The 20,537-nt window shown below is 68.7% G+C and carries 21 protein-coding genes; 12 read left to right on the plus strand and 9 right to left on the minus strand.

The genetic code is table 11. From position 1 onward, the window contains the following. Positions 1–225 precede the first annotated feature (225 nt). The 4 genes from FFS56_RS19620 (at position 226) to FFS56_RS19635 (ending at position 3,484) form a co-directional block, all read left to right on the plus strand. Positions 226–615 (plus strand): GntR family transcriptional regulator, encoded by a 390-nt coding sequence (locus tag FFS56_RS19620; RefSeq protein WP_046748097.1) that lies wholly within the window; start codon positions 226–228, stop codon positions 613–615. Next, on the plus strand, positions 612–1,526 hold the full coding sequence (locus FFS56_RS19625) for an ABC transporter ATP-binding protein (RefSeq protein ID WP_061015282.1): 915 nt from the start codon (positions 612–614) through the stop codon (positions 1,524–1,526). The genes FFS56_RS19620 and FFS56_RS19625 overlap by 4 nt, the downstream gene beginning before the upstream one ends. Continuing rightward, a complete protein-coding gene (locus FFS56_RS19630; protein WP_137772290.1) occupies positions 1,526–2,212 on the plus strand; it encodes a hypothetical protein in 687 nt (228 codons plus the stop codon). The genes FFS56_RS19625 and FFS56_RS19630 overlap by 1 nt, the downstream gene beginning before the upstream one ends. Before the next feature lie 147 nt (positions 2,213–2,359). Beyond that, on the plus strand, positions 2,360–3,484 hold the full coding sequence (locus FFS56_RS19635; RefSeq protein WP_137772289.1) for an aromatic acid exporter family protein: 1,125 nt from the start codon (positions 2,360–2,362) through the stop codon (positions 3,482–3,484). Positions 3,485–3,489: 5 nt separating this feature from the next. Here FFS56_RS19635 and FFS56_RS19640 read toward each other — a convergent pair whose 3' ends face one another. Next, complete coding sequence (locus FFS56_RS19640) at positions 3,490–4,080, minus strand: helix-turn-helix domain-containing protein (RefSeq protein WP_046748094.1); 591 nt, start codon at positions 4,078–4,080, stop codon at positions 3,490–3,492. Between the two features lie 74 nt (positions 4,081–4,154). Between FFS56_RS19640 and FFS56_RS19645 the strand changes: the two genes are divergently transcribed. After that, positions 4,155–5,522, plus strand: coding sequence for an MFS transporter (locus FFS56_RS19645; protein WP_127011489.1), 1,368 nt, complete (start codon positions 4,155–4,157; stop codon positions 5,520–5,522). 24 nt (positions 5,523–5,546) lie between these two features. Here the strand turns inward: FFS56_RS19645 and FFS56_RS19650 are convergent, their stop codons facing one another. Further along, a complete protein-coding gene (locus tag FFS56_RS19650; protein WP_046748092.1) occupies positions 5,547–5,765 on the minus strand; it encodes a hypothetical protein in 219 nt (72 codons plus the stop codon). Between the two features lie 70 nt (positions 5,766–5,835). On the opposite strand from FFS56_RS19650, the gene FFS56_RS19655 reads away from it, so the two are divergent. The 4 genes from FFS56_RS19655 to FFS56_RS19670 all read left to right on the plus strand — a co-directional run bounded on the left by FFS56_RS19655 (position 5,836) and on the right by FFS56_RS19670 (position 11,258). Next, a complete protein-coding gene (locus tag FFS56_RS19655; protein WP_231589697.1) occupies positions 5,836–6,516 on the plus strand; it encodes a sigma-70 family RNA polymerase sigma factor in 681 nt (226 codons plus the stop codon). Continuing rightward, entirely contained in the window at positions 6,513–6,968 is a 456-nt protein-coding gene (locus FFS56_RS19660; protein ID WP_046748091.1) for a hypothetical protein, read from the plus strand. The genes FFS56_RS19655 and FFS56_RS19660 overlap by 4 nt, the downstream gene beginning before the upstream one ends. 57 nt (positions 6,969–7,025) lie before the next feature. Then, positions 7,026–8,594, plus strand: a complete 1,569-nt coding sequence (locus FFS56_RS19665; protein WP_046748090.1) for a S8/S53 family peptidase — start codon at positions 7,026–7,028, stop codon at positions 8,592–8,594. Positions 8,595–8,807: 213 nt separating this feature from the next. Next, positions 8,808–11,258 carry a CHAT domain-containing protein gene (locus tag FFS56_RS19670; RefSeq protein ID WP_046748089.1) on the plus strand — a complete coding sequence of 817 codons (2,451 nt, stop codon included), beginning with the start codon at positions 8,808–8,810 and terminating at the stop codon, positions 11,256–11,258. 257 nt (positions 11,259–11,515) lie between these two features. Here FFS56_RS19670 and FFS56_RS19675 read toward each other — a convergent pair whose 3' ends face one another. Genes FFS56_RS19675 through FFS56_RS19705 form a run of 7 tightly spaced genes read right to left on the minus strand, consistent with a single transcriptional unit; the run spans position 11,516 to position 16,610 of the window. Continuing rightward, positions 11,516–11,863, minus strand: a complete 348-nt coding sequence (locus FFS56_RS19675; RefSeq protein WP_231589696.1) for a type II toxin-antitoxin system PemK/MazF family toxin — start codon at positions 11,861–11,863, stop codon at positions 11,516–11,518. After that, entirely contained in the window at positions 11,860–12,096 is a 237-nt protein-coding gene (locus FFS56_RS19680; protein WP_046748087.1) for a hypothetical protein, read from the minus strand. The genes FFS56_RS19675 and FFS56_RS19680 overlap by 4 nt, the downstream gene beginning before the upstream one ends. Positions 12,097–12,128: 32 nt before the next feature. Then, positions 12,129–12,905 carry a DeoR/GlpR family DNA-binding transcription regulator gene (locus FFS56_RS19685; RefSeq protein WP_046748086.1) on the minus strand — a complete coding sequence of 259 codons (777 nt, stop codon included), beginning with the start codon at positions 12,903–12,905 and terminating at the stop codon, positions 12,129–12,131. Continuing rightward, positions 12,905–13,759 (minus strand): class II fructose-bisphosphate aldolase, encoded by an 855-nt coding sequence (locus FFS56_RS19690; RefSeq protein ID WP_127011487.1) that lies wholly within the window; start codon positions 13,757–13,759, stop codon positions 12,905–12,907. Before FFS56_RS19690 ends, FFS56_RS19685 begins: the two co-directional genes overlap by 1 nt. Beyond that, on the minus strand, positions 13,756–14,700 hold the full coding sequence (locus FFS56_RS19695; protein WP_127011486.1) for a 1-phosphofructokinase family hexose kinase: 945 nt from the start codon (positions 14,698–14,700) through the stop codon (positions 13,756–13,758). The genes FFS56_RS19690 and FFS56_RS19695 overlap by 4 nt, the downstream gene beginning before the upstream one ends. Then, complete coding sequence (locus tag FFS56_RS19700) at positions 14,697–15,689, minus strand: ROK family protein (protein ID WP_197077687.1); 993 nt, start codon at positions 15,687–15,689, stop codon at positions 14,697–14,699. The genes FFS56_RS19695 and FFS56_RS19700 overlap by 4 nt, the downstream gene beginning before the upstream one ends. 24 nt (positions 15,690–15,713) lie before the next feature. Further along, positions 15,714–16,610, minus strand: a complete 897-nt coding sequence (locus FFS56_RS19705) for an SIS domain-containing protein (protein ID WP_046748083.1) — start codon at positions 16,608–16,610, stop codon at positions 15,714–15,716. Positions 16,611–16,903: 293 nt separating this feature from the next. On the opposite strand from FFS56_RS19705, the gene FFS56_RS19710 reads away from it, so the two are divergent. From FFS56_RS19710 to FFS56_RS19720, 3 genes are read left to right on the plus strand one after another with little or no spacing between them, the layout of a single operon-like run. Next, positions 16,904–18,148 (plus strand): extracellular solute-binding protein, encoded by a 1,245-nt coding sequence (locus FFS56_RS19710; RefSeq protein WP_061015807.1) that lies wholly within the window; start codon positions 16,904–16,906, stop codon positions 18,146–18,148. 31 nt (positions 18,149–18,179) lie between these two features. After that, on the plus strand, positions 18,180–19,151 hold the full coding sequence (locus FFS56_RS19715; protein ID WP_046748081.1) for a sugar ABC transporter permease: 972 nt from the start codon (positions 18,180–18,182) through the stop codon (positions 19,149–19,151). A 2-nt stretch (positions 19,152–19,153) separates the two neighbouring features. Continuing rightward, positions 19,154–20,083, plus strand: a complete 930-nt coding sequence (locus FFS56_RS19720) for a carbohydrate ABC transporter permease (RefSeq protein WP_171011063.1) — start codon at positions 19,154–19,156, stop codon at positions 20,081–20,083. Positions 20,084–20,537: the final 454 nt, after the last annotated feature.

The following is a 20,537-nucleotide window of genomic DNA, read 5'->3' on the forward strand; positions in this document are numbered from 1 at the left end:
CCCACACCCACACCCACACCCACGCCCGCGCCCGCGCCCGCGCACTCCTGCCAAAACGGAGACCATTCGTCCGCGCCCGGCGTGTCTCCCCGGAGGCGGATACCAACGCGCCGAGCGGGCACCGGACGGTCTGGGTTTCGGCACCAGTGGCGAGCCCCTTGACACTCATCCAGGTCATATGGTTACTTAGTCAAGTAACCAACCCACGAACCACGCGGAGGACACGTGATCGAAGAAGGCAAGCCGCTCTTCCTCCAGATCGCCGAGCAGATCGAGGACTCGATCGTCGACGGCACACTCAGCGAGGAAGCGCAGGCCCCTTCCACGAACGAGCTCGCCGCGTTCTACCGGATCAATCCCGCCACCGCAGCGAAGGGAGTCGCCATGCTCACCGACAAGGGAGTGCTCTACAAGCGTCGAGGCATCGGCATGTTCGTCGCCGACGGTGCCAGGGAGCTGCTCCTCGGCGAGCGCCGCGCCGCGTTCGCCGATCGCTACATCGACCCGCTCCTCGCCGAAGCCCGCACGCTCGGGCTGGGCGCGGAAGATCTCGCGGCACTGCTCAGGCAGCGCGCCGCACTGACCATCGACGCAGAAGGGAAGACCCCCGCATGACCGCCGTCATCGAGGTGCAGAACCTCACCAAGCGCTACAAGGAGAAGCGAGCACTCGACAACGTGTCGCTCGCCATCGAGGGAGACGCGATCTACGGCCTCCTCGGCCGGAACGGTGCAGGCAAGACCACGCTCATGTCCATCCTCACCGCGCAGAACTTCGAATCATCCGGAACCATCAAGGTCTTCGGCGAGCACCCGTACGAGAACGCGCACGTGCTCAGTCGGATCTGCTTCGTCCGCGAGAGCCAGAAGTATCCGGACGACGCGTACCCCAAGCACGCTTTCAAGGCTGCGAGCCTGTTCTTCCCGAACTGGGACCAGGCGCTCGCCGACGAGCTCATCGCCGAGTTCCAGCTGCCGATGAAGCAGACGATCAAGAAGCTCTCGCGCGGCCAGCTGTCCGCGGTCGGGGTCATCATCGGTCTCGCCTCGCGCGCCGAGATCACCTTCTTCGACGAGCCGTACCTCGGTCTCGACGCGGTCGCCAGACAGATCTTCTACGACCGACTGGTGGAGGACTACGCGGAGCATCCGCGCACGATCATCCTGTCCTCGCACCTGATCGACGAGGTGTCGAACCTCATCGAGAAGGTCATCGTGATCGACGATGGGCGCATCCTGCTCAACGAAGACACGGATGCGGTCCGCGAACGCGCCGTGACCGTGGTGGGCGACGCCGCCAAGGTCGATGCCTGGGTGGGTGCGCGGGAAGTGCTGCACCGGGAGTCGCTCGGCCGGGTCGCGTCGGTCACCGTCCTCGGTGCCGTGTCGTCGGAGGATCGCGCCGAGATCACCGCGTCAGGACTCGACCTCGCACCCGTCTCGCTGCAGCAGCTGGTCGTGCGGCTCACGCAGAAGGTCGCGACCGATTCCACGAGAGAAAACGCAGCGAAAGAGGAGGTGCGCTGATGCGACGCACATTCAACGTCGTCCGCCTGCAGCTGATCAACAAGGGCACCTTCGTCTGGTACCCGCTGATCATCCTCGCGGCTGCCGTCGTGATCTCGATCATCATCTACGCGATGATCCCGGTCGACACCCCCAAGTACGGCGGCGGAGGCCAAGCGCCCCTCTGGTACTTCTTCGCGATCGGCATGTCGGCGATGACCCTGACCTTCCCGTTCTCGCAGGCCATGAGCATCACCCGCAGGGAGTTCTTCTTCGGCACGCTGCTGACGGCGATCCTCGGCAGTGCCCTCATGGGAATCCTGTTCCTGATCGGCGGCGGCATCGAGGTCGCCACGAACGGCTACGGCGTGAACGGCTACGTCTTCTACCTGCCGTGGCTGTGGGACGCCGGGCCCCTCGGCGCCTTCGTCGTCTACTTCTCACTCGCCCTGTTCTTCTTCGTGCTCGGGTTCACGGGCGCGACGATCTACAAGAGCTGGGGGCAGCTGGTCCTGCTCATCGTGGGCATCGGGCTGGCGCTGGTGCTCATCGGCCTCGTCTTCCTGGCGACCCGGCTCGACCTGTGGAACCACGTCGGCGCCACGATCATGGACCTCGGGGCGGTGGGACTGGCGCTGTGGGGTCTCGTGTTCACCGCGGTCTTCACGGGAGTGTCGTTCCTCGCGTTCCGCAGGACCATCCCCTGATCTTCCGCGAGAGAACACGAATGCCGCGACCGCACACCCCGTGCGGTCGCGGCATCGTGGCTTTCGTCAGCGGATCCCCCTAGCTTCGGAGCACGGCGGAAGCAACCGGGTGCCGAAGAGCCGCGACGGTCACTACGCTCGGTGCGCGTGAAGATCCCTCCCCGTCTGCGGGCCCGCCGTTCGGGTATCGCCCGCTCGCTGCATGAAGCCGTGCTCCCCGCGCGGCTCCTGCTCGTCGTGAAGACGATGCTCGCGGTCGGGCTGGCATGGGCGATCGCACCGCACATGCCCGGCGTCACCGACGAGTACCCCTACTACGCTCCGCTCGGCGCGCTGGTGAGCATGTATCCGACTTTGATGGGCTCGGCGAGATCGAGTCTGCAGACCTTGCTCGGGCTGGCCACCGGAATCGGCCTCGCGACACTCATCGTGATCACGGTGGGTCCGACCTGGTGGTCGATTCCTCTCGTCGTCGGCCTCGGCGTACTCGTGTCGGGCACGGGGTGGTTCGGCGTCGGTCGCGAGTATGTGCCGATGGCCGCCCTGTTCGTGCTGATCATCGGCGGGCAGAACGCCGACGACTACTCGTTCGGGTATCTGACGCAGATGGCGGTCGGGGTGGCCGTCGGCCTGGTGGTGAACCTGGTCATCGCGCCGGCGCCGCTCACCATGGCAGCAGCAGGACGGGTGGCCGACTTCCGCGAGCAGCTGGCCGCGCATCTGCACGACATCGGCTCGGCGGTCTCGGAGTCGTGGCCTCCCGAGCACGAGCAGTGGGCGGATGACGCGGCTTCGCTGGCCGATACCTCCTCGGAGTTGAGGGCGGCCCTGACCGAAGCGGAGGACAGTCGTCGCGGCAATCCTCGCGCCAAGGGGCACCGCTCGCGGATCCAGCAGAGCCACGATGAGCTCGCCGCCCTCGATCGCATCGGCCACCTCATCCGCGACATCGCCGACGAGATCGCCGACACCATCTGGGAGCGGCCAGCCGGGCTCGCGCTCGACCCCGCCCTCCCGGGTCCGCTGTCGGCCGCGTGCCATGCGGTGGCCGAGGTGATCGCGCACGGCGATGCCTCCTCGAGCGAGGATCACCGCGTGCGCGCCGAGGCGGCGCGCGCGATCCGGCTGCTCCTCGAGACCGTCGACGACCGCACGGTCGACGTCCGACGATCGATGGGTCCGGGAGTGCTCACCGCGATGCACCTGCGACGCATCCTGATCCTGAGCGGTACAGGCTCCCCCTCCGAGAAGAGGGAAGAGGAGGTCGAGTAGCCGCGTCAGATGGTGTCGTCGGCGGCGATCACATCCACCTGCCAATAGCGGCCATCGGGGTCGGTGTCATCGTGCGCATCGTCGGCAGCGCTCATCACGTCGTTGATCTTCACCATCAGGTCGTCGAACTCGGCCTCGGTCAGCCGCATCGTGCGCTGGGTGAAGGCGGCGTGCACCTCTGCCGTGCGACCGGCGACGTATTCGGGAGTCCAGGCGGTCACGCGGCGCATCAGGTCGTGGTGATCCTCGACCAGCGCGGCGATCACGGCACTGCCGAGCTCCTCGTCGGCGACCGGACTCTCCGGGCCGCCCACATTGAGGGGACCCTTGTGCCCCGTCCAGACGCGGTCGCGTCGATCGCGGGCCTTCTCCGGTGCCTCTTCGATCAGCCCGGCATCGGCGAGGGCGCGCAGGTGGAAGCTGGCACTGTTCGCCGGCACACCCAGTTCCGCGGCGATGTCGGCGGCGCGGAGGAAGTCCCGCCGGGCGAAGAGGCGGATCATCCGGCGCCGAAGCGGGTGCGAGTAGGCCTTCAGCATGGCCGACGTCATCCAGGCGGGGTCATCGCGCGCGCTCTTCGTGCGATCCTCCGTCATCCCCCGATCCTACCCGCACTTCCAATTGCGCAATAAGGCTTGCGCAATACTTCTTGCGCATCTAATCTCGACGCATGACGACCCTCACCGAGCCTCATCGCCTGTGGCGGAACACGCGCTACCTCACCTGGTTGGTGAGCGATACGAGCAAGGGGCTCGCCGGCGCTCTCTTCGCCTTCGCGATCCCCCTGCTCGCTCTGATCGTGACGAACGACCCCGCTCAGGCGGGCATCATCGGCGGGGTCGGGATGGCGGCCCGACTCCTCACGACTCTTGCGGGCGGCGTGCTGGCCGACCGCCATCGCCGTATCGCGCTGATGCTCCTCGGCTCGCTCATCGGCATCGTGCTGGCCGGCGGCTTCACGCTTCTCGCCCTGGGGGACGCCCTGACCTTCGGGTCGCTGCTCGTGGTCGACGTGCTGCTCGCCGCGCGCAGCGGACTCTTCGACGTTGCGGGCGAGAGCGCCATCAAGGAGATCGTTCCCGACGATGCGATGGGGCGCGCACAGGCCGCGAATCAGGGGCGCGATGCCGCTCTCCAGCTCGCGGGTGGTCCGCTCGGCGGTCTGCTGCTCGGCGTCGGCGGCTGGCTCGTCGGCGTGGTCATGACCCTGTGCCACGTGATCGCGGCCCTGACCGCGTGGATGCTGGGGCGTCAGGCGCGTCGCGCCGGAGTGGTCGATGCGGGCGAAAACCCAGACCACCTGCGTGCTGCGCGGCGCGTCGAGCCCGAACACGCCGCGGACACGGCGGATGGTCTGGGTTTCGGCACCTCGACGACCCCGCCCGCGGCGAAGCCCGACGCGTGGAAGGAGCTCCGCGAGGGGTTCGGCTGGCTGCTCTCCCGTCCCGACCTCGGCGGGGTGCTGCTCATCACGACGGTCATCAACCTCGGCTTCAACGCCACGATCACCACCATCATCTACGCCCTCCAACAGGACGGACATTCGGAGCTCCTCATCGGCGCCCTGAGCGCGTCGATCGGCGCCGTGATGCTCGCGGGAGCCATGGTGGCCCCTCTGCTCATCCCGCGCATCAAGGCCGGAATCCTGGCGATCGCGGGGCTCTCCGTGATCTCGGCAGGTGCCATCGTGCTGTCGGTGGTCACCGACCCGCTGATCATCGCCGTGGTGCTCGGCGTCTCGGTACTGCTGGTCCCGGCGCTCAATGCCGGCATGATGGGCTACTTCATGGTCGCGACCCCGAGCCACCTGCTGGGGCGTGCCAACAGCGCTGCCGGTGTTCTCGGCATGGGCGCGATGCCGCTGGCACCACTCATCGCCGGCTTCGGCCTCGCCTGGATCGGCCGGGAGTGGACCATCCTGGTGTGCGCAGCGCTCTGCCTCGTCGCCGTGGCGATGGCCCTCGGCAACCGGGCGCTGCGCGCTCTGCCCGTCGAGTCCCGCTGGGCCGAGCACGCGAAGCAGTACGAGAGCGCCTGAGCTCCCGGGAGAAGGCGGTCGGCGCTAGAGCGCTCCGGTCAGCGCGGCGATCCCCGCCAACAGGGACACAAGAGCCAGCACGAGCGCGACCGCGATGAGGACGGCATGCACCTTGAGGAACGCCGTGGCCTTGCCGTTCTCGTCCCGCGCGCGGGGGTCTTTGGACACGCGCTTGTAGAACTGCGGCCAGACCAGGGCGTTGAAGGCGGCGTTGAGGAACAGCACGATGGCGAGGGGGATCACCCCTCAACGGTATCGACTTCTTCTATGGGCCTCCCCGCACGATCATCCGCGCGGATTCTTGGATGCAGACATGTATCAGAAAGCCCTTGCCGCGCTCCTGGTAGATGTGATCACAATGGGCTTCATGATCGACGGTGCACCCGGCACCGCTCACGATCCTGCCTCGGACGACGGGCGCGCACGCTGGGAGCGCGCCGCGGATCTGTTCGACGCATGGCGCGAGAGCGACAGCCGCGCGATGGACGAGCTCGTACGGCTGATGACGCCCGTGCTCTGGCACGTCGTGCGCGCCTATGGGCTGGAGCGCACCCTCGCCGAAGACGTCGTGCAGACCACCTGGCTGCGACTCGTCCGCGGCCACGACTCGATCAGCGACTCACGGGCCGTATCGGCCTGGCTCACGACCACCGCCCGCCGGGAGGCCTGGAAAGTCGCGAAAGCGCACGGCAAGGTCGACACGACCGAAGCGGATGACCTCGACACGCTGCTGCCCGAACAGGCGTCGGCCGAAGAGCACGCCACCCTCGGCGACGAGAACCGGCGGCTGTGGGCGGCCGTGCGGCGTCTGAACGAGCGCTGCCAGAAGCTGCTGCGCGTGATCGCCTTCGAGGATCGTCCGGACTACGCCCGCATCGCCAGCGACCTCGCCATGCCCGTCGGCAGCATCGGCCCCACTCGGAACCGGTGCCTCGCCAAACTACGCGCCCTGCTGGACGCGCCACCGACAGCGCAGGCAGGGGGATTCGCATGACCGAAAACGAGGACGCCCAGATGTTCGCCCGGCTCCGCTCCCTGTGGAGCGAGGTGGATCCGATGCCCGCCGGCCTCATCGACCGCATGGTCGCCGTAGTCGCCGCCGACGGCCTGAACCGTGAATACGCGCTGCTCACGCTGGTCGAAGGACAGTTAGGCGCGGTGCGGGGCGAGGCCGACGCGCTCACCCTGCAGTTCAGCGACGGATCGACGAGCATCCTGCTGCACGTGACGACGACGGCTTCCGGACGCCGCCGCGTCGACGGCTGGGTCGACACCGCAGCCGCCGAGATCGTCCTGACCCAGGGCGAGAAGACCAGGTCGATCACGCCGGAGGAGACCGGACGCTTCGTGTTCGACGACGTCCCGCCCGGCCTCACGCGCGTTCAGCTGACCACCGTGATCGGGGACGAGACGCGCACACTGGCGACCCCGCAGTTCGAGCTGTGACCACGGGCGCCGCCCGTCGATGAAGACGCGGGTCCACCCGCAGGAAGAGGATGACGCATGGATCAGCCCAAGGGATGGACCTGGCAGGACCGCGCGGAGGGATCGATCCGACGGGGCACGGCGCTCGACCCGAGCACGGAGCCGGTGGACGGTATCCGTGCATTTCCGACGGCGTACCTGCCGGAACGCCTGCTGATCACCCGCGCTCTCGGCGATGAGGAGGCCTACGACCGGGAGGTGCGCACGCTCCGCGACGCGGCGGACACGTTCGGCTGGCAGCTCGAGATCGAGGACGACACCCGCTCAGCGGTCGACGGCGAACTCGTGCCGGGAGTTCCCGGTTTCCTGCGCGCACGACTGCGCACGCCGGACGAGCCGGTGCGCGGTGAATCGCCCGTCGCACCGGATGCCTGGCGCGTGCTCCAGCGCGCACGCCGCATGTCCCGTTCGACGATGCCGCGCACGAGCCTCGACCACGTGCTCTCCATCGATCCGGTCGGGCTCAATCCGTTCACCAGGACGAACCCGTTCACCCGCACCAATCCGTTCACCCGCACCAACCCGGTGCGCGGTGCGGGGGGCGCCGGCGGCAGCGACGACTACCTCGAGCCCGGACGCGGAGCCCGACAACCGGTGACCTGGTTGGGGCCTGCGCCCGTGCGCGGTCCCAGCCCCAAGCGCGGACGACGACCCGTCGTCGCTGTACTCGACACCGGCTGCGGCGAGCACGCCTGGCTTCCCGCTGACATCGTCACCCGCACCGTCGACCTCGACGGCGTGCCGGTCGGGCTGACCGATGACGCCGATCCGGAGCGCTACCCCGACCTGTACGGGCAGCTCGACGGGGAGATCGACGCGGTCGCGGGACACGGCACCTTCATCGCGGGCATCGTCCGACAGGCGGCTCCGGACGCCGACATCCTCTCGATCCGGGTCGCGGGGGCGCTCGGCGTCGTGGACGAGAGCACGCTCCTCGAGACGGTCGCCCAGGTCGTGACGCTGCTGGCGCGCCACCGCGAGAACCCGAAGACGGGCTTCCCGATCGATGTGCTGAACCTGTCGCTCAGCTACTACCACGAGACGCCGACCGACGGACTGTTCAGCCTCACGCTCTACCGGCTGCTCGCCAAGGCACGCGAACTCGGCTGCGTCGTGGTGTGCTCTGCGGGGAACGACGCGATCGATCGCCCCTCCTTCCCGGCATCCCTGTGGCCATGGCCGGGCGCGGACAACGGCATCCGCCGGGACAAGGACGCACCGCTCGTCTCCGTCGGAGCGCTGAATCCGTCCGGCCAGTCGGTCGCCCTGTTCTCGAACATCGGTCCGTGGGTGCAGGCCTACGCACCCGGAGCCGCGGTGGTGAGCACCTCGCCCGCGTTCGTGGGAGGCACGCAGGCAGCGACGAGGGCCGACGTCGAGGGTCTGCGCCGCGAAACGATCGACCCCGACGATTACCGCGGGGGCTTCGCGGTGTGGAGTGGCACGTCGTTCTCGGCACCGTATGTCGCGGCGCGGGTCGCCGCGCAGCTCGGTACGGTGCCGGTCGGTGGGGCGACTCCCAGCGCTGCGGCGAAGGCGGTGGCCGCCGTCCTGAAGTCGCTGCCGAGCCCGGTCGATCCCGTCTGACGCACCCCCGGGACGAGCCGTCCGTACCGATGCGGGCGGCTCGTCCTGGTGCCGGGCGGCTGCCCGGGGCGCCCGGCGGTGCACCTGCAGGACGAATGCACGAATGCCGGATCAGGACGCGGCGCGTCATCCGACGAATGAACTTTCTCCCGGCGAGTGTCGCGCTCGATCCGCGCTCTTCCCCGCAGCCCTGGAGCACGGCATCCTGGAGGGATGCCCCTGTCCGCGATCGAGCTGCACCGGCGCGGAGTCGAGGCGGCGAACGCCCGGCGGTTCGCGCAGGCGCGGCGCGCCCTCGGCGCGGCGTCCGTCCGCGCCGACGATCCCGATCTCCGCGCACGCATCGACGGCACGGTCGCCTACGTCCTCGCGCAGACGGGGGAGCCGGCAGCCGCCGAACAGCTGTGCCGCGAAGCGCTCGGCCGGCCCGGTCTGCGGAGCGAGACCATCGCGGTGCTCAGCGGACAGCTCGGCACCCTGCTCATGCACGGTGGTCGGCTGGCCGAGGCGGAGATCGAACTCAGCCGTGCGATCGACACGATCAGCGCGATCGGAGACGAGACGACCGAGCTCGCCAACTGCCTGATGAACCGCTCGGTGGTGCGGATGCAGCAGCGCGAACTCGAGACCTGCATCGAGGATCTGCAGCGTGCGGTGGCCGTGTACGAGGCGAACGACGACGAGGAGCCACTCGCCGAGGCCAGGCACAACCTCGGGTACGCGGCCCTGCTCGGAGGAGACCTCGTCACCGCGCTCACGCTCATGACACGTTCCCGCCCGACGCTCGCCGCGATCAGCGATCTCGCTGCAGCCATCAGCGACCTCGATCGCGCGGAGGTGCTGCGCGACGCGGGACTCACGACCGAGGCCGAAGCACTCCTCGAGCAGGTCGCCGCCCAGTTCGGTACCCAACGGATGCGACAGGCCAGAGGCGAGTCGGAGTTCCATCTGGCTCGCTCTCTCCTGCGTCATGATTTTGCCGCAGCCGAACGCGCAGCACGCACCGCGGCGCGACGCTTCACCGCGCTCGCGAACGACGGGTGGGCGGCCCGGGCAGAGGCGGTGCGGCTGGAGGCGCAGCAGCGAGCGAAGCCGCATCTCCGCATCGACGACGCGGCGTTCGCGCGGACGGCGAAAGCCCTCGAACGGAGCGGCTTCCACACGGAGGCGACGGGACTGCGACTGAGTGCACGCCGTGATGGCTCCGGCCGCCTGCCGCGAATCGCCGACACCGCCCCGACACCGCTGCGCATCCGTGCCCAGGAGGTGCGTGCCGCGCGCGCCGCGGCTGCCGGCCGTGACCGCGACGCCCTGCGCGCCGCCGCCGACGGCCTCGAGCTGCTCACCGCCTGGCAGCAGGCGTTCGGCGCCCTCGACCTCCAGGCCTCCGTCGCGATGCACGGCAGCGATCTGATGTTCGCGGGGCTCTCCGCTGCGGCGCGATTGCGCGACCCCGCCACGCTGTTCGAGTGGTCCGAGCGTGCGCGCCACCTCAGCCAGCAGGTCGCCCCGGTGCGACCCCCACACGATGAGTCGCTCGCGGTGGACCTGGCCGAGCTGCGGATGCTGCGCGCCGAGCTGGCCGGGGGCGACTGGACGACGGATGCCAGAGTGCGGGAACTGCGCGACAGGGTACGCGAGCGGCAGTGGGCGGCGACCGGCTCCGGCGGCACCAGAGAGCGGCTCGGGCTCGCGGAGGCGACGGCGCTGCTCGCCCCCGACCTGGCGGTCCTGTCATACATCTTCACCGGATCCGACCTGCAGGCCGTGGTCGCGACACCGGCCGGCGCGACCATCGTCGACTTGTCGTGGCGACGGGTGCAGACGGCGCTCGACGGCCTCCGCGCCGATCTCGATATGGCCGCGCTGACGCGTGGGGGACTGATGGGCGCGGTCACCGCGCGGGCGCTCACCTCACGGCTGGCGGTCCTCGACGCGGAGCTGCTCGACCCGGTGAGGTCCGCCGCGCCGTCCGCAGCGCGCTTCGCGATCACGGTGCCCGGTGTGCTCGGCGGCGTTCCCTGGGCGATGCTCCCCGGAATCTCCGGCGTCCCCTTCACGCTCGCGACGTCGGCCTCCCGCCTGCTGGGCGTCCCCTCTCGCACGACGACGGCACCGTCGATGATCGGCTTCGCCGCCGGGCCCCGGGTAGCGCGCGCCGCCGACGAGATCGAGCGCGCGGCGGCGACCTGGCGGGGAACTGGCCGCACTCCGCGAATCCTGGTGCCTTCGGACGCGACGGTCGCCGCCGTCACCGAGCTCGCAGCGGCCACCGACGTGCTCCACATCGCGGCTCACGGCAGGCACGCGGTGGACAATCCGCTGTTCTCCGGTTTCGAGCTCGCGGACGGCGTGCTGTTCGGCTACGACGTCGACCTGATCCCGAAAGTCCCGTCGACCGTGATCCTGTCGGCGTGCGAGCTCGGGCGCTCCTCGGTGCGGTGGGGCGAAGAGGCGTTGGGCATGACGCGGGTGTGGTTGCACGCGGGCGCCGACTGCGTGATCGCCGCCCCCGTCGCCGTTCCGGATGACGTCGCGGCCGAGCTCCTCAGCGCCGTGCACACCGGCCTGTCCGAAGGTGCCGCACCGGCCGTCGCGCTCGCGCGGGCATCGGCCGAGACCGGCCTGAGCGCCCCGTTCCAGTGCCACGGCCGCGGATTCTGAAACTTTTCCTCCATTCGATGTATCAGAAGGGAGGCCGCTCGCTCCTGTTCTTCGGAAGGTGCCATGCGAAGGGCCTCGAAGGGAGAGGCGCGAGGGAGGCGCAGTCGGATCTGGGGATCAGGCGCACTGGGGAGCGCGAACACGACACGGACACCATCTGCTCGAGGATGATGCGGCAGGCCGCCGCGGCACCCTCAGAGGGCCTCGACGATCTGGGGACGTCGGGGCCCTTGGGTGTGCCGGGGGAGCGACGCTCTTCAGAGCTCGAGGAAGTCCCCGAGCCAGGCGCGTACCGAGGCCAGGCATTCCTCCGTGACCTCACCTGCCGTCCCCGTGAGGCGGTCGCGGGAAAGCGTGCGAGGTTGCTCGGTCATGATCCACGACGGTCGGTCCAGTCCACTCGGCCCGTCCACGACGACGTGATTCGGCCAGCCCCGGTCGGTCGTCGTGATCGGCAGCACGATGGCCAGCGTGGTCACGGCATCCAAGTATCCAGCCGAGGCCACGACGAGAACGGGACGATGTCCCCCCTGCTCCCTGCCGCGCACCGGCTCGAGTGCGGCCCAGACGACTCGTCCTGGTGCGAGCTCTGAGGAGGAGGTCACGCGGTCGCGTCGGTCAGGTCGGTCCGCTCCCATTCGGCGGCTTCTGCAGCATGCGATTGCTTGTCGGCCGCAGCCGTCCGTTCGATCGCATGCTTCAGCGACTGCAGTCTCCGACGGCGGTCCTCCGCGTCGGCAAGATGAGCGAGATGCGCGCCGAGAGTGAGACCGTCACGCGTGGCCTGCTCCTTCAGCCGGTCGCGCAGGTCGTCGCTCACCTTGATCGTCGTAGTCATACTTTGAGTATACCGCGCTCCATGCGGCGGCGTCAGGCGACCAGCACCGCGTATCCGGCCGCGCGGAGGGCTGCGAGCACCTCGGTGTCAGCCCCGGCGTCGGTGATCACGGTCGGGAAGAGCTCGACGCCGCCGACGGTCGAGAACGCCTCGACGCCGAGCTTGCTGCCGTCGGTGACCACGACCGCTCGGCGCGCGCGTTCGGCCATCATCCGGTTCACCGCGGCCTCGCGCTCGTCCTGTGTGGTCGCACCGGCGACGGCGTCCATCCCGTTCACACCGATGAAGGCGATGTCGAGCCGCACTCCGCGCAGCAGCTGCTCCACGAACGGACCGACCAGTTCGTAGGTGCGCGAGTGGATGACGCCACCGGTGACGACCACCTTGATGTCGGGGCGCGTGGCGAGCTGGGCAGCGATGTTCACGGCATTCGTGACCACGGTGATGCCCCCGCTCCCCGCGAGGTCGTCCCGTGCGGCCAGGGCAGCGGCGATCGCGGTCGTGGTCGTGCCGCCGGAGAGCCCGACCACCATTCCGGGTGCGACCAGGCCGGCGGCGGTCTGCGCGATGCTGGCCTTCTCATGCGTGCGCAGGTGGCTCTTGTAGCGGATGGGCAACTCATACGCGACCGTCTGCGCCACCGCACCGCCATGCGTCCGGGTGAGCAGGCGCTGCTCGGCGAGCGTGTCGAGGTCGCGACGCGTGGTCGCCGACGAGGCCTCGAATCGCTCGACGAGCTCTTCGACCGTCACCTCGCCCTTCGCGGCCAGCAGGTCGAGGATCGCGTTCAGCCGGGCGGCCCGCTTCATCAGGTCGCGGCTTCCGTCGTCTGCAACGCGAACAGCCGGAGCATGCGCGCGGCTTCGTCCGCGAGGGCATCACGGGCCGGCGCGAGGTACTTGCGGGAGTCGACCAGGCGCTCGTCCGCGTCGAGCTTCTCGCGGACGGCGCGCGTGAAGAAGCCGTTCAGGTGCGTCGAGACGTTGATCTTGGTCATGCCGGCGCGCACGGCATCGGCGATCACGGCATCCGCCACACCGGATGATCCGTGCAGCACCAGCGGCACGGGAAGAGCCTCGTGAAGGCGCCCGATCAGGTCGAGGTCGAGCGAGGCGGTGCGGTCGGTCATCGCGTGCGAAGAGCCCACCGCGACCGCGAGAGCATCCACTCCCGTCGCTGCCACGAATGCCCGCGCCTCGTCGGGGTCGGTGCGCACACCGGGCGCATGGGCTCCGTCCTTGCCCCCCACCTCGCCGAGCTCACCCTCGACATACACGCCGGCCTCGTGCGCACGCGCCGCGACCGCCGCCGTGAGCGCCACGTTGTCGTCGTAGGGCAGCGCGCCGCCGTCGAACATGACCGAGCCGAAGCCCAGCGCGATGGCCTCGTCGACGAGCTCCGGCCGCTCGGCGTGGTCGAGGTGCACAGCCACGGGGGTCTGCGCGCGCCGTGCCACCGCGAGAGTCGCCAGGGCGATGGGTTCGAGCCCACCGTGATAGTCGGCGCAGTTCTGGGAGATCTGCAGGATGACGGGGAGATGCGCGAGCGCGGCTGCCCGAACCAAGCCCTCCGCAGTCTCGAGATGGATCACGTTGAAAGCGCCGATGCCCGTGCCGGCAGCAGATGCCGCGGAGACGAGGTCGCGAGCGGAGACGAGGGTCACGAGGGGTCCTTCCGGAAGGATTCAGGGTCGGGGCGCGAGATGCGCAAGTGCTGTGCGAGCTCGGTCCAGCGTGAGGAGATGTCGCCCGCGAGTGGCGTGAGCACCGCGGCGGCGGACCATGCCGTGGCACGGCGGAGGATCTGCTCGGGGTCGCGCACCCCGGCGGCGTACAGCACGGCGCACCCTGCGACACCGGCATCGCCCGCACCCGTCGGGTTGCCGGAGAGCGGCTCGTCCAGGCGCGCGTGCACGAGCTCGGTCGCGGTGACGGCGAGCATGCCCTCGGCGCCGAGCGAGAGCAGCACGAGCTCCGCGCCCCTGGCGATGAGGGATCGGGCTCCGTCGACCGGGTCGGCGATGCCTGTGGCCTCGACGAGCTCGGCCGCATTCGGCTTGAGCACGCTTGCTCCGGCGTCGGCCGCGAGCAGCAGAGCAGGGCCGGAGGTATCGACGATCACCGGCACGCCGGCATCCTTTCCCACCGCGATGAGCATGGGGATCAACGACTCGGGCGCACCGGGCGGCAGACTGCCGGACACGACGAGCACCCGGGTGCCCGCGAGCCGTTCGACCACCTCGGCAAGCAGTGCCGCCCACTCCACGTCGGTCGGATTCACGCCGCGTTCGTTGATGATCGTGGTGTCGCCGAGTGCCGCATCGACCACCGCGATGCTGCGACGGGTCTCGGCGGCGACCGGCACCAGGGCGTGCGGGACGCCGCTCGCCCGCAGCTCCTCCGCGAACTCCTCGCCGACCCGACCGCCCACGGTGGTGACCGCGAGCACGTCGGCCCCTTGGGCGTGGGCCACGCGGGCGACGTTGAGCCCCTTGCCACCCGCGCGCGCGGCTCCGGCGTCCGTGCGGTGCGTTCCCCCTTCGACGAGTCGCTCGACGCGCCAGGTGAGATCGAGTGCGGGGTTGGGGGTGACGGTGAGGATCACGTGAGCTCCCGAGCTCGAAGCGCGGCGCCCAGCAGACCCGCGTTGCCGGAGAGCTCGGCCGGGACCAGAGCGGGGATGCGGTGGAAACTGAGCCGCGCGGCCAAGCGCGTGCGCAGCTCGTCGAAGAGCGCACCACCGGCACGCGACAGCCCGCCTCCGATCACCACGGCCTCCGGCGCCACGACGGCGGTGAGCTGAGCCAGCGACATCGTCAGAGCGTCGAGTGCCGAGTTCCAGATCTCCACAGCGGTCTCATCGCCCGCCGCCGCGCGCGCGATCACGTCCTTCGCCCCCTCGGGGGAGATTCCCGTCGCCTCCTGATAGCGACGGGCGATGGCTCCGGCTGAGGCGACGGCTTCCAGACAGCCGCGAGCGCCGCACGCGCAGATCGGTCCGTCCGCGATCGGGGAGTGCCCGATCTCACCCGCATATCCTCCCGCGGTGTACGGGACGCCCCCGACGAGCAGGGCGCCCGCGATCCCGGTTCCGATCACGAGCACCACCGCATCGGCGTAGTCACGCGCACCGCCGAGTCGTCGCTCCGCCCAGCTCGCCGCACGCACGTCGTGATCGAACGCCACGGGGAGCCCGAGACGCTCTGCGGCCAGATCGCGCAACGGGGAGTCGTGCCATCCGAGATTGCTCGCGAACACCCCCAGCCCGGCATCCGCGTCGACGATCCCCGGGACGACGAGCCCCACGGCCTGCGGCACGACGTCGGGGTGCGCGGCGCGGAGCTCTCCCGCCAGCACCTCGAGGCGGTCGAGGAGCACTTGCGTGCGATCGCCCTCGGCGATCGGCGTGGGCGTGCGGCGCAGCCCGAGAGCCGTGCCGTCGGCATCGAACAGGGCCGACTTGATGTCGGTGCCGCCCACGTCGAACGCCAGCACGGGCGCGCCGCCGCCGAGAGTCCGCACGGCGGCGAGCTTCTCCCCTGCGGCATCCCGCTCGACGTCGGGGACGTCGGTCGTCCCGTCAGCTCGGGTCATGGTCGGCTCCGGCGGCGGGTTGCGTCATGCATCCAGGATGACGGATCGCGTGAGGTTGCGGGGCTGATCGGGGTCGAGGCCTCGGGCGACGGCCCGGTCGAGTGCGGTGCGGTGCAGGCGCACGAGGTCGGCGAGCGGGTCGATCGCCCGCTGCTCGAACCGGGCGCCGGTGGCCTCGACCTGCGCCGAGAGGCCCTCGGGTGCCTCGCCGAACTGCCAGGTGACGCGGCCCGGGGCCGCGATCGCGATCGGACCGTGGCGGTAGTCCATCGACGGGTATGCCTCCGTCCATGACTGCGACGACTCGCGCAGCTTCAGCGCAGCCTCGTGGGCGAGGCCGATGGTCCAGCCGCGACCGAGGAACGTGTACTGCTCCGCGTCGCGCAGCTCGTCGTCGCCGTCCTCGGCGAGCACGGCCTCGGCGTCGGCGATGGCGCCGGAGAGGTCCTCACCGAGCGAGGCGCGGAAGAGGGCGAGGGCCGTGGTGGCGAAACGGGTCTGCACCACCGACTTCTCGTCGGCGAACGGCAGCAGCACGGCGTCGTCGACCAGGGAGACCAGCGGCGAGTCCGGGTCTCCGATCACGCCGACCGTGGGGATGCGCCCCTTGATGCGCTCGACGAGCTCGAGCACCTCGCTGGTGGTCCCTGAGCGGGTCAGGGCGACGACGGCGTCGTACCCGCGGTCGAGGAAGGCCTCGGATGCCGCGTACGCGTCGGTCTCGCCGTGGCCGGCGGACTCGCGCAGCGCCGCGTACGACTGCGCCATGAACCACGAGGTACCGCAGCCCACGACGGCGATCCGGGCACCGGAAGCGGGGAGCAGCGCCTGCTCGGCCTTCAGGTCTGCGGCCCGAGTCCACATCTCGGGCTGGGAGTTGAGCTCTTCGCGCATGTGTGCGCCGGGCAGCGATTCAGTCATCGAGGTGCCTTTCTGGCGATATGTTGCATACTTGTGATCGTTTCAAGCTTGATTCGATCATAGTATGGCGTCGAATCGAGTCGTCAACAGCTTTACCTTGATTTGTTTGTTCTCCTGACAAATAATCGGACAAGTTCCACCCGAGCCCCGGCTTGAACGATCGCGGTTGCCACCAGGCGAAGCGGTCACCCACGCACTGTCGCGTGATGTGCTTGCGACTGTGCACCACACCCCCCTCCCGACGCGGCCCCGCCGCCGAGGGTTCGGACATCACAGTGAGGAATGCAATACACATGAAGAAGTCACTGCGGTTCGGCGCCGCCGCCATTGCGGCCGTCGCCACGCTCTCGCTCGCTTCGTGCGGGTTCGGCGGTTCTTCCGGCGACAGCGGCGACGCGGAAGGATCCACCACGCTCGACCTCCTCGTCCCGAGCTACTCCGATGGCACCAAGGCCAACTGGGAGACGGTGATCGACGGGTTCGAGAAGGCCAACCCCGACATCAAGGTCAAGCTCGAGGTGCAGTCGTGGGACAACCTCGAGAAGGTCGTCTCCACCAAGATCCAGGCCGGCGAGGCACCGGACATCTACAACGGCGGGCCTTTCGCGGGTTTCGTCGGCGATGAGCTGCTCTACCCGACGAAGGACGTCGTCTCGGACGACACCTACTCGGACTTCCAGGAGTCGTTCCTCAAGAACGCCGAGGTCGACGGCACCGCGTACGCCCTGCCGCTGATCGCCTCGGCTCGCGCCCTGTTCGTCAACAACGCGCTCCTCTCCCAGGCCGGTGTCGAGGCGCCGACCGACTGGGACTCGCTGCTCGACGCCGCGACCAAGGTCTCCGCGCTCGGGGGCGGAGTCGCCGGATACGGCATGCCGCTCGGATCGGAAGAGGCTCAGGCCGAGGCCGCCGTGTGGCTGTGGGGCGGCGGCGGATCGTTCGGCGACGCGTCGGAGATCACGATCGACACCCCGGAGAACCTGGTCGGAGCCGAGCAGATCAAGAAGATGATCGACGCCGGCGCGACCCAGGCCGACCCCGGCTCCACCCAGCGCTCCCCGCTGATGGACATCTTCATCCAGGGCAAGATCGGCATGCAGGTCGGCCTCCCGCCGACGGTCGGCCAGATCGAGGAGAACAACCCCGACCTGGACTACTCCATCGTCCCGATCCCGACGAAGGACGGCTCGCCGTTCACGCTCGGCGTCATGGACCAGCTGATGGCGTTCCAGAACGACGACGACAAGAAGGAAGCGATCACCAAGTTCTTCGACTACTACTACTCGGCAGACGTGTACGTGCCGTGGGTGCAGGCCGAGGGCTTCCTCCCCGTCACCAAGTCCGGCGCCGAGCAGCTCTCCGGCGAGGAGGCCCTCAAGCCGTTCCTCGACGTGCTGCCCGACGCGCAGTTCTACCCGTCGACGAACCCGAAGTGGTCCGCCGCCGACGGTGCGTTCAAGTCGCTGTTCGGCCAGCTGCAGTCGAAGCCGGCGCAGGACGTGCTGACCGAGATCCAGGCACAGGTCGACGCGGGCTGAGCCCGCTGATCGGAGAGGTTCGGGTACCCGAATGAGCCAGAAGACAGAGTCCTCGAACCTCGCGGGGGCGGCGAGCAGCCGCCCCCGCACTCCGAAGACCCCGGATGCCACGCGCGGCAGGCCGGGCGGAAAGGACCTCCTCCAGGCGCTGCCCTGGATCGCACCGGCGCTGCTTCTCATCTTCGGCGTGGTGCTGTTCCCCGCCGGGGTGATGTTCTTCAACTCCACGCGCGACATCTCCCTGTCCGGCCTCGACAAGGGCTCGGTGGGCTTCGACAACTTCGTGACGGTCTTCACCTTCACCGAGTTCTGGCCGATCTTCTTCCGCACGATCGTGTGGGTGGTCGCGGTGGTGACCCTCACGGTGGTGATCTCGCTCGGTCTGGCGCAGATCCTGAACAAGGCCTTCCCCGGGCGCCAGCTCGTGCGCATGGCCGTGATCGTGCCGTGGGCCGCCTCCGTCGTGATGACGACCATGGTGTTCTACTACAGCCTCGAGCCATACTTCGGCATCTTCAACAAGTTCCTCTACGACATCGGGCTCTCCGACGACGCGGTGGGCTACGGCTGGACGAAGAACCCTGCGACGGCCTTCACCTGGTCGATCGTGATCGCGATCTTCGTGTCGCTTCCCTTCACCACGTACACGATCCTCGCCGGGCTCCAGTCGGTCCCGGCCGATGCGATCGAAGCCGCGAAGATGGACGGCGCCGGCCCCGCGCGCACCTACTGGTCGATCGTGCTGCCCCAACTGCGCAGCGCCCTGGCCGTGGCGATCCTCATCAACATCATCAACGTGTTCAACTCGCTGCCGATCCTGAAGGTGATGACCGGCTCGATCCCGGGTTACGGCGCCGACACGATCATGACCCTGATCTTCAAGTACATCGAGCTGCAGAAGAAGGTCGACGTCGCGAGCGCCCTCTCCGTGGTGGCGTTCCTCATCGTCATCGTGATCGTCGCGGCGTACGTGAAGATCGTCAAGCCCATGAAGGAGGTCTGATCATGACCGTGACCGAGACCGAGCTCGTGACCACCGCGGGAGGCCGCGGCCGCCGCACCACCCCTCCGACCCCCGGACGCAAGCGCCGCTACACCGAAGATCAGGTGACGCTGCCCCGCGTGATCCTGCGCACCGTCGCCGGTTTCCTGGTGCTCGCGATCTTCGTGCTGCCGTACCTGATCATGTTCTTCGGCTCGGTGAAGACCAAGGCGCAGATCCGGTCCGTCGATCCCACCTACCTCCCGACCGAGTGGCACTGGGAGAACTACATCTCGATGTGGTCCACCCCCGAGACGCCCCTGCCGTACAACCTCATCTCGACCATCGTCATCGCCGTGTTCGCGACGCTGCTCGTCCTGCTGGTGTCGCTCCCGGCGGCGTACTACACGGCACGCTTCAAGTTCCCCGGCCGCATGGTGTTCCTGTTCCTCGTGATCGTCACGCAGATGCTGCAGCCGGCCGTGCTGACCTCCGGCCTGTTCCGCCAGTTCACCGTTCTCGGACTCGGCGACACCTGGATGGCGATGATCTTCATCAACGCGGCGTTCAACCTGTCGTTCGCGGTGTGGATCATGCACTCCTTCTTCGCGGGCATCCCCAAGGAGGTCGACGAGGCCGCGCAGATCGACGGAGCCGGACGCTTCACCGTGCTGTTCAAGATCAACCTGCCGCTGGTGTGGCCGGGCATCGTCACCGCGATCGTCTTCACGTTCGTCGCGTGCTGGAACGAGTTCGCCGCCTCGCTGGTGATCCTGTCGACCGACAAGAACCAGCCGTTGTCGGTAGCCCTGACCAAGTTCGTCGGTCAGTACGAGACCAGCTGGCAGTACGTGTTCGGCGTCTCGATCGTCGCGATCCTGCCGGTGGTCATCCTGTTCATGCTCATCGAGAAGCGCCTCGTCGGCGGACTGACCGCCGGCAGCGTGAAGTGACCACTGATGCACATCAGATATGACCCCGAAGTGGATGCCGCTTACCTCACGGTCGGGCACGAAGTGCAAGCGGGGGAATCTGTTGCACAAGTACCGGAGATTCGAAACCCTCACGGAGTGGGGGAGATCATCCTTGATTTCGATGCAGATGGGCATCTTCTCGGTGTCGAGATCCTTCAGGCATCGAAACTTCTTCGATCAGATGACCTTGATCGGGCCGAACGCATCTCGAGCGAACCTTCCTGATCACGTCTAGGTAAACCGCACGCGGGTCCACAGCAGGGTCGTCGCCGCCTCATCCCGGAGGTCGCGACGGCCCTGCCCTTTTCGGAACGGGTGCCCTAGGGCGTGTTGATCAAGAGGTTCCGCTCCTCGGTGGGTGAGTCTTGAACGGTGACGCGACAGGAGATCTCTGACGAGGTGTGGGCCGTGATGGAGCCGTTGATGCCGACGG

The organism is Microbacterium sp. Beta, assembly GCF_005502545.1.
In the GTDB taxonomy this organism is placed as follows: domain Bacteria; phylum Actinomycetota; class Actinomycetes; order Actinomycetales; family Microbacteriaceae; genus Microbacterium; species Microbacterium oxydans.

Coding starts and splice junctions, on each gene's coding strand:
- FFS56_RS19625 (WP_061015282.1), top strand. CDS start 612: ATGACCGCCGTCATCGAGGTGCAGAACCTCACCAAGCGCTACAAGGAG.
- FFS56_RS19630 (WP_137772290.1), top strand. CDS start 1,526: ATGCGACGCACATTCAACGTCGTCCGCCTGCAGCTGATCAACAAGGGC.
- FFS56_RS19640 (WP_046748094.1), bottom strand. CDS start 4,080: ATGACGGAGGATCGCACGAAGAGCGCGCGCGATGACCCCGCCTGGATG.
- FFS56_RS19645 (WP_127011489.1), top strand. CDS start 4,155: ATGACGACCCTCACCGAGCCTCATCGCCTGTGGCGGAACACGCGCTAC.
- FFS56_RS19655 (WP_231589697.1), top strand. CDS start 5,836: ATGTATCAGAAAGCCCTTGCCGCGCTCCTGGTAGATGTGATCACAATG.
- FFS56_RS19660 (WP_046748091.1), top strand. CDS start 6,513: ATGACCGAAAACGAGGACGCCCAGATGTTCGCCCGGCTCCGCTCCCTG.
- FFS56_RS19665 (WP_046748090.1), top strand. CDS start 7,026: ATGGATCAGCCCAAGGGATGGACCTGGCAGGACCGCGCGGAGGGATCG.
- FFS56_RS19670 (WP_046748089.1), top strand. CDS start 8,808: ATGCCCCTGTCCGCGATCGAGCTGCACCGGCGCGGAGTCGAGGCGGCG.
- FFS56_RS19680 (WP_046748087.1), bottom strand. CDS start 12,096: ATGACTACGACGATCAAGGTGAGCGACGACCTGCGCGACCGGCTGAAG.
- FFS56_RS19685 (WP_046748086.1), bottom strand. CDS start 12,905: ATGAAGCGGGCCGCCCGGCTGAACGCGATCCTCGACCTGCTGGCCGCG.
- FFS56_RS19700 (WP_197077687.1), bottom strand. CDS start 15,689: ATGACCCGAGCTGACGGGACGACCGACGTCCCCGACGTCGAGCGGGAT.
- FFS56_RS19705 (WP_046748083.1), bottom strand. CDS start 16,610: ATGACTGAATCGCTGCCCGGCGCACACATGCGCGAAGAGCTCAACTCC.
- FFS56_RS19710 (WP_061015807.1), top strand. CDS start 16,904: ATGAAGAAGTCACTGCGGTTCGGCGCCGCCGCCATTGCGGCCGTCGCC.
- FFS56_RS19715 (WP_046748081.1), top strand. CDS start 18,180: ATGAGCCAGAAGACAGAGTCCTCGAACCTCGCGGGGGCGGCGAGCAGC.
- FFS56_RS19720 (WP_171011063.1), top strand. CDS start 19,154: ATGACCGTGACCGAGACCGAGCTCGTGACCACCGCGGGAGGCCGCGGC.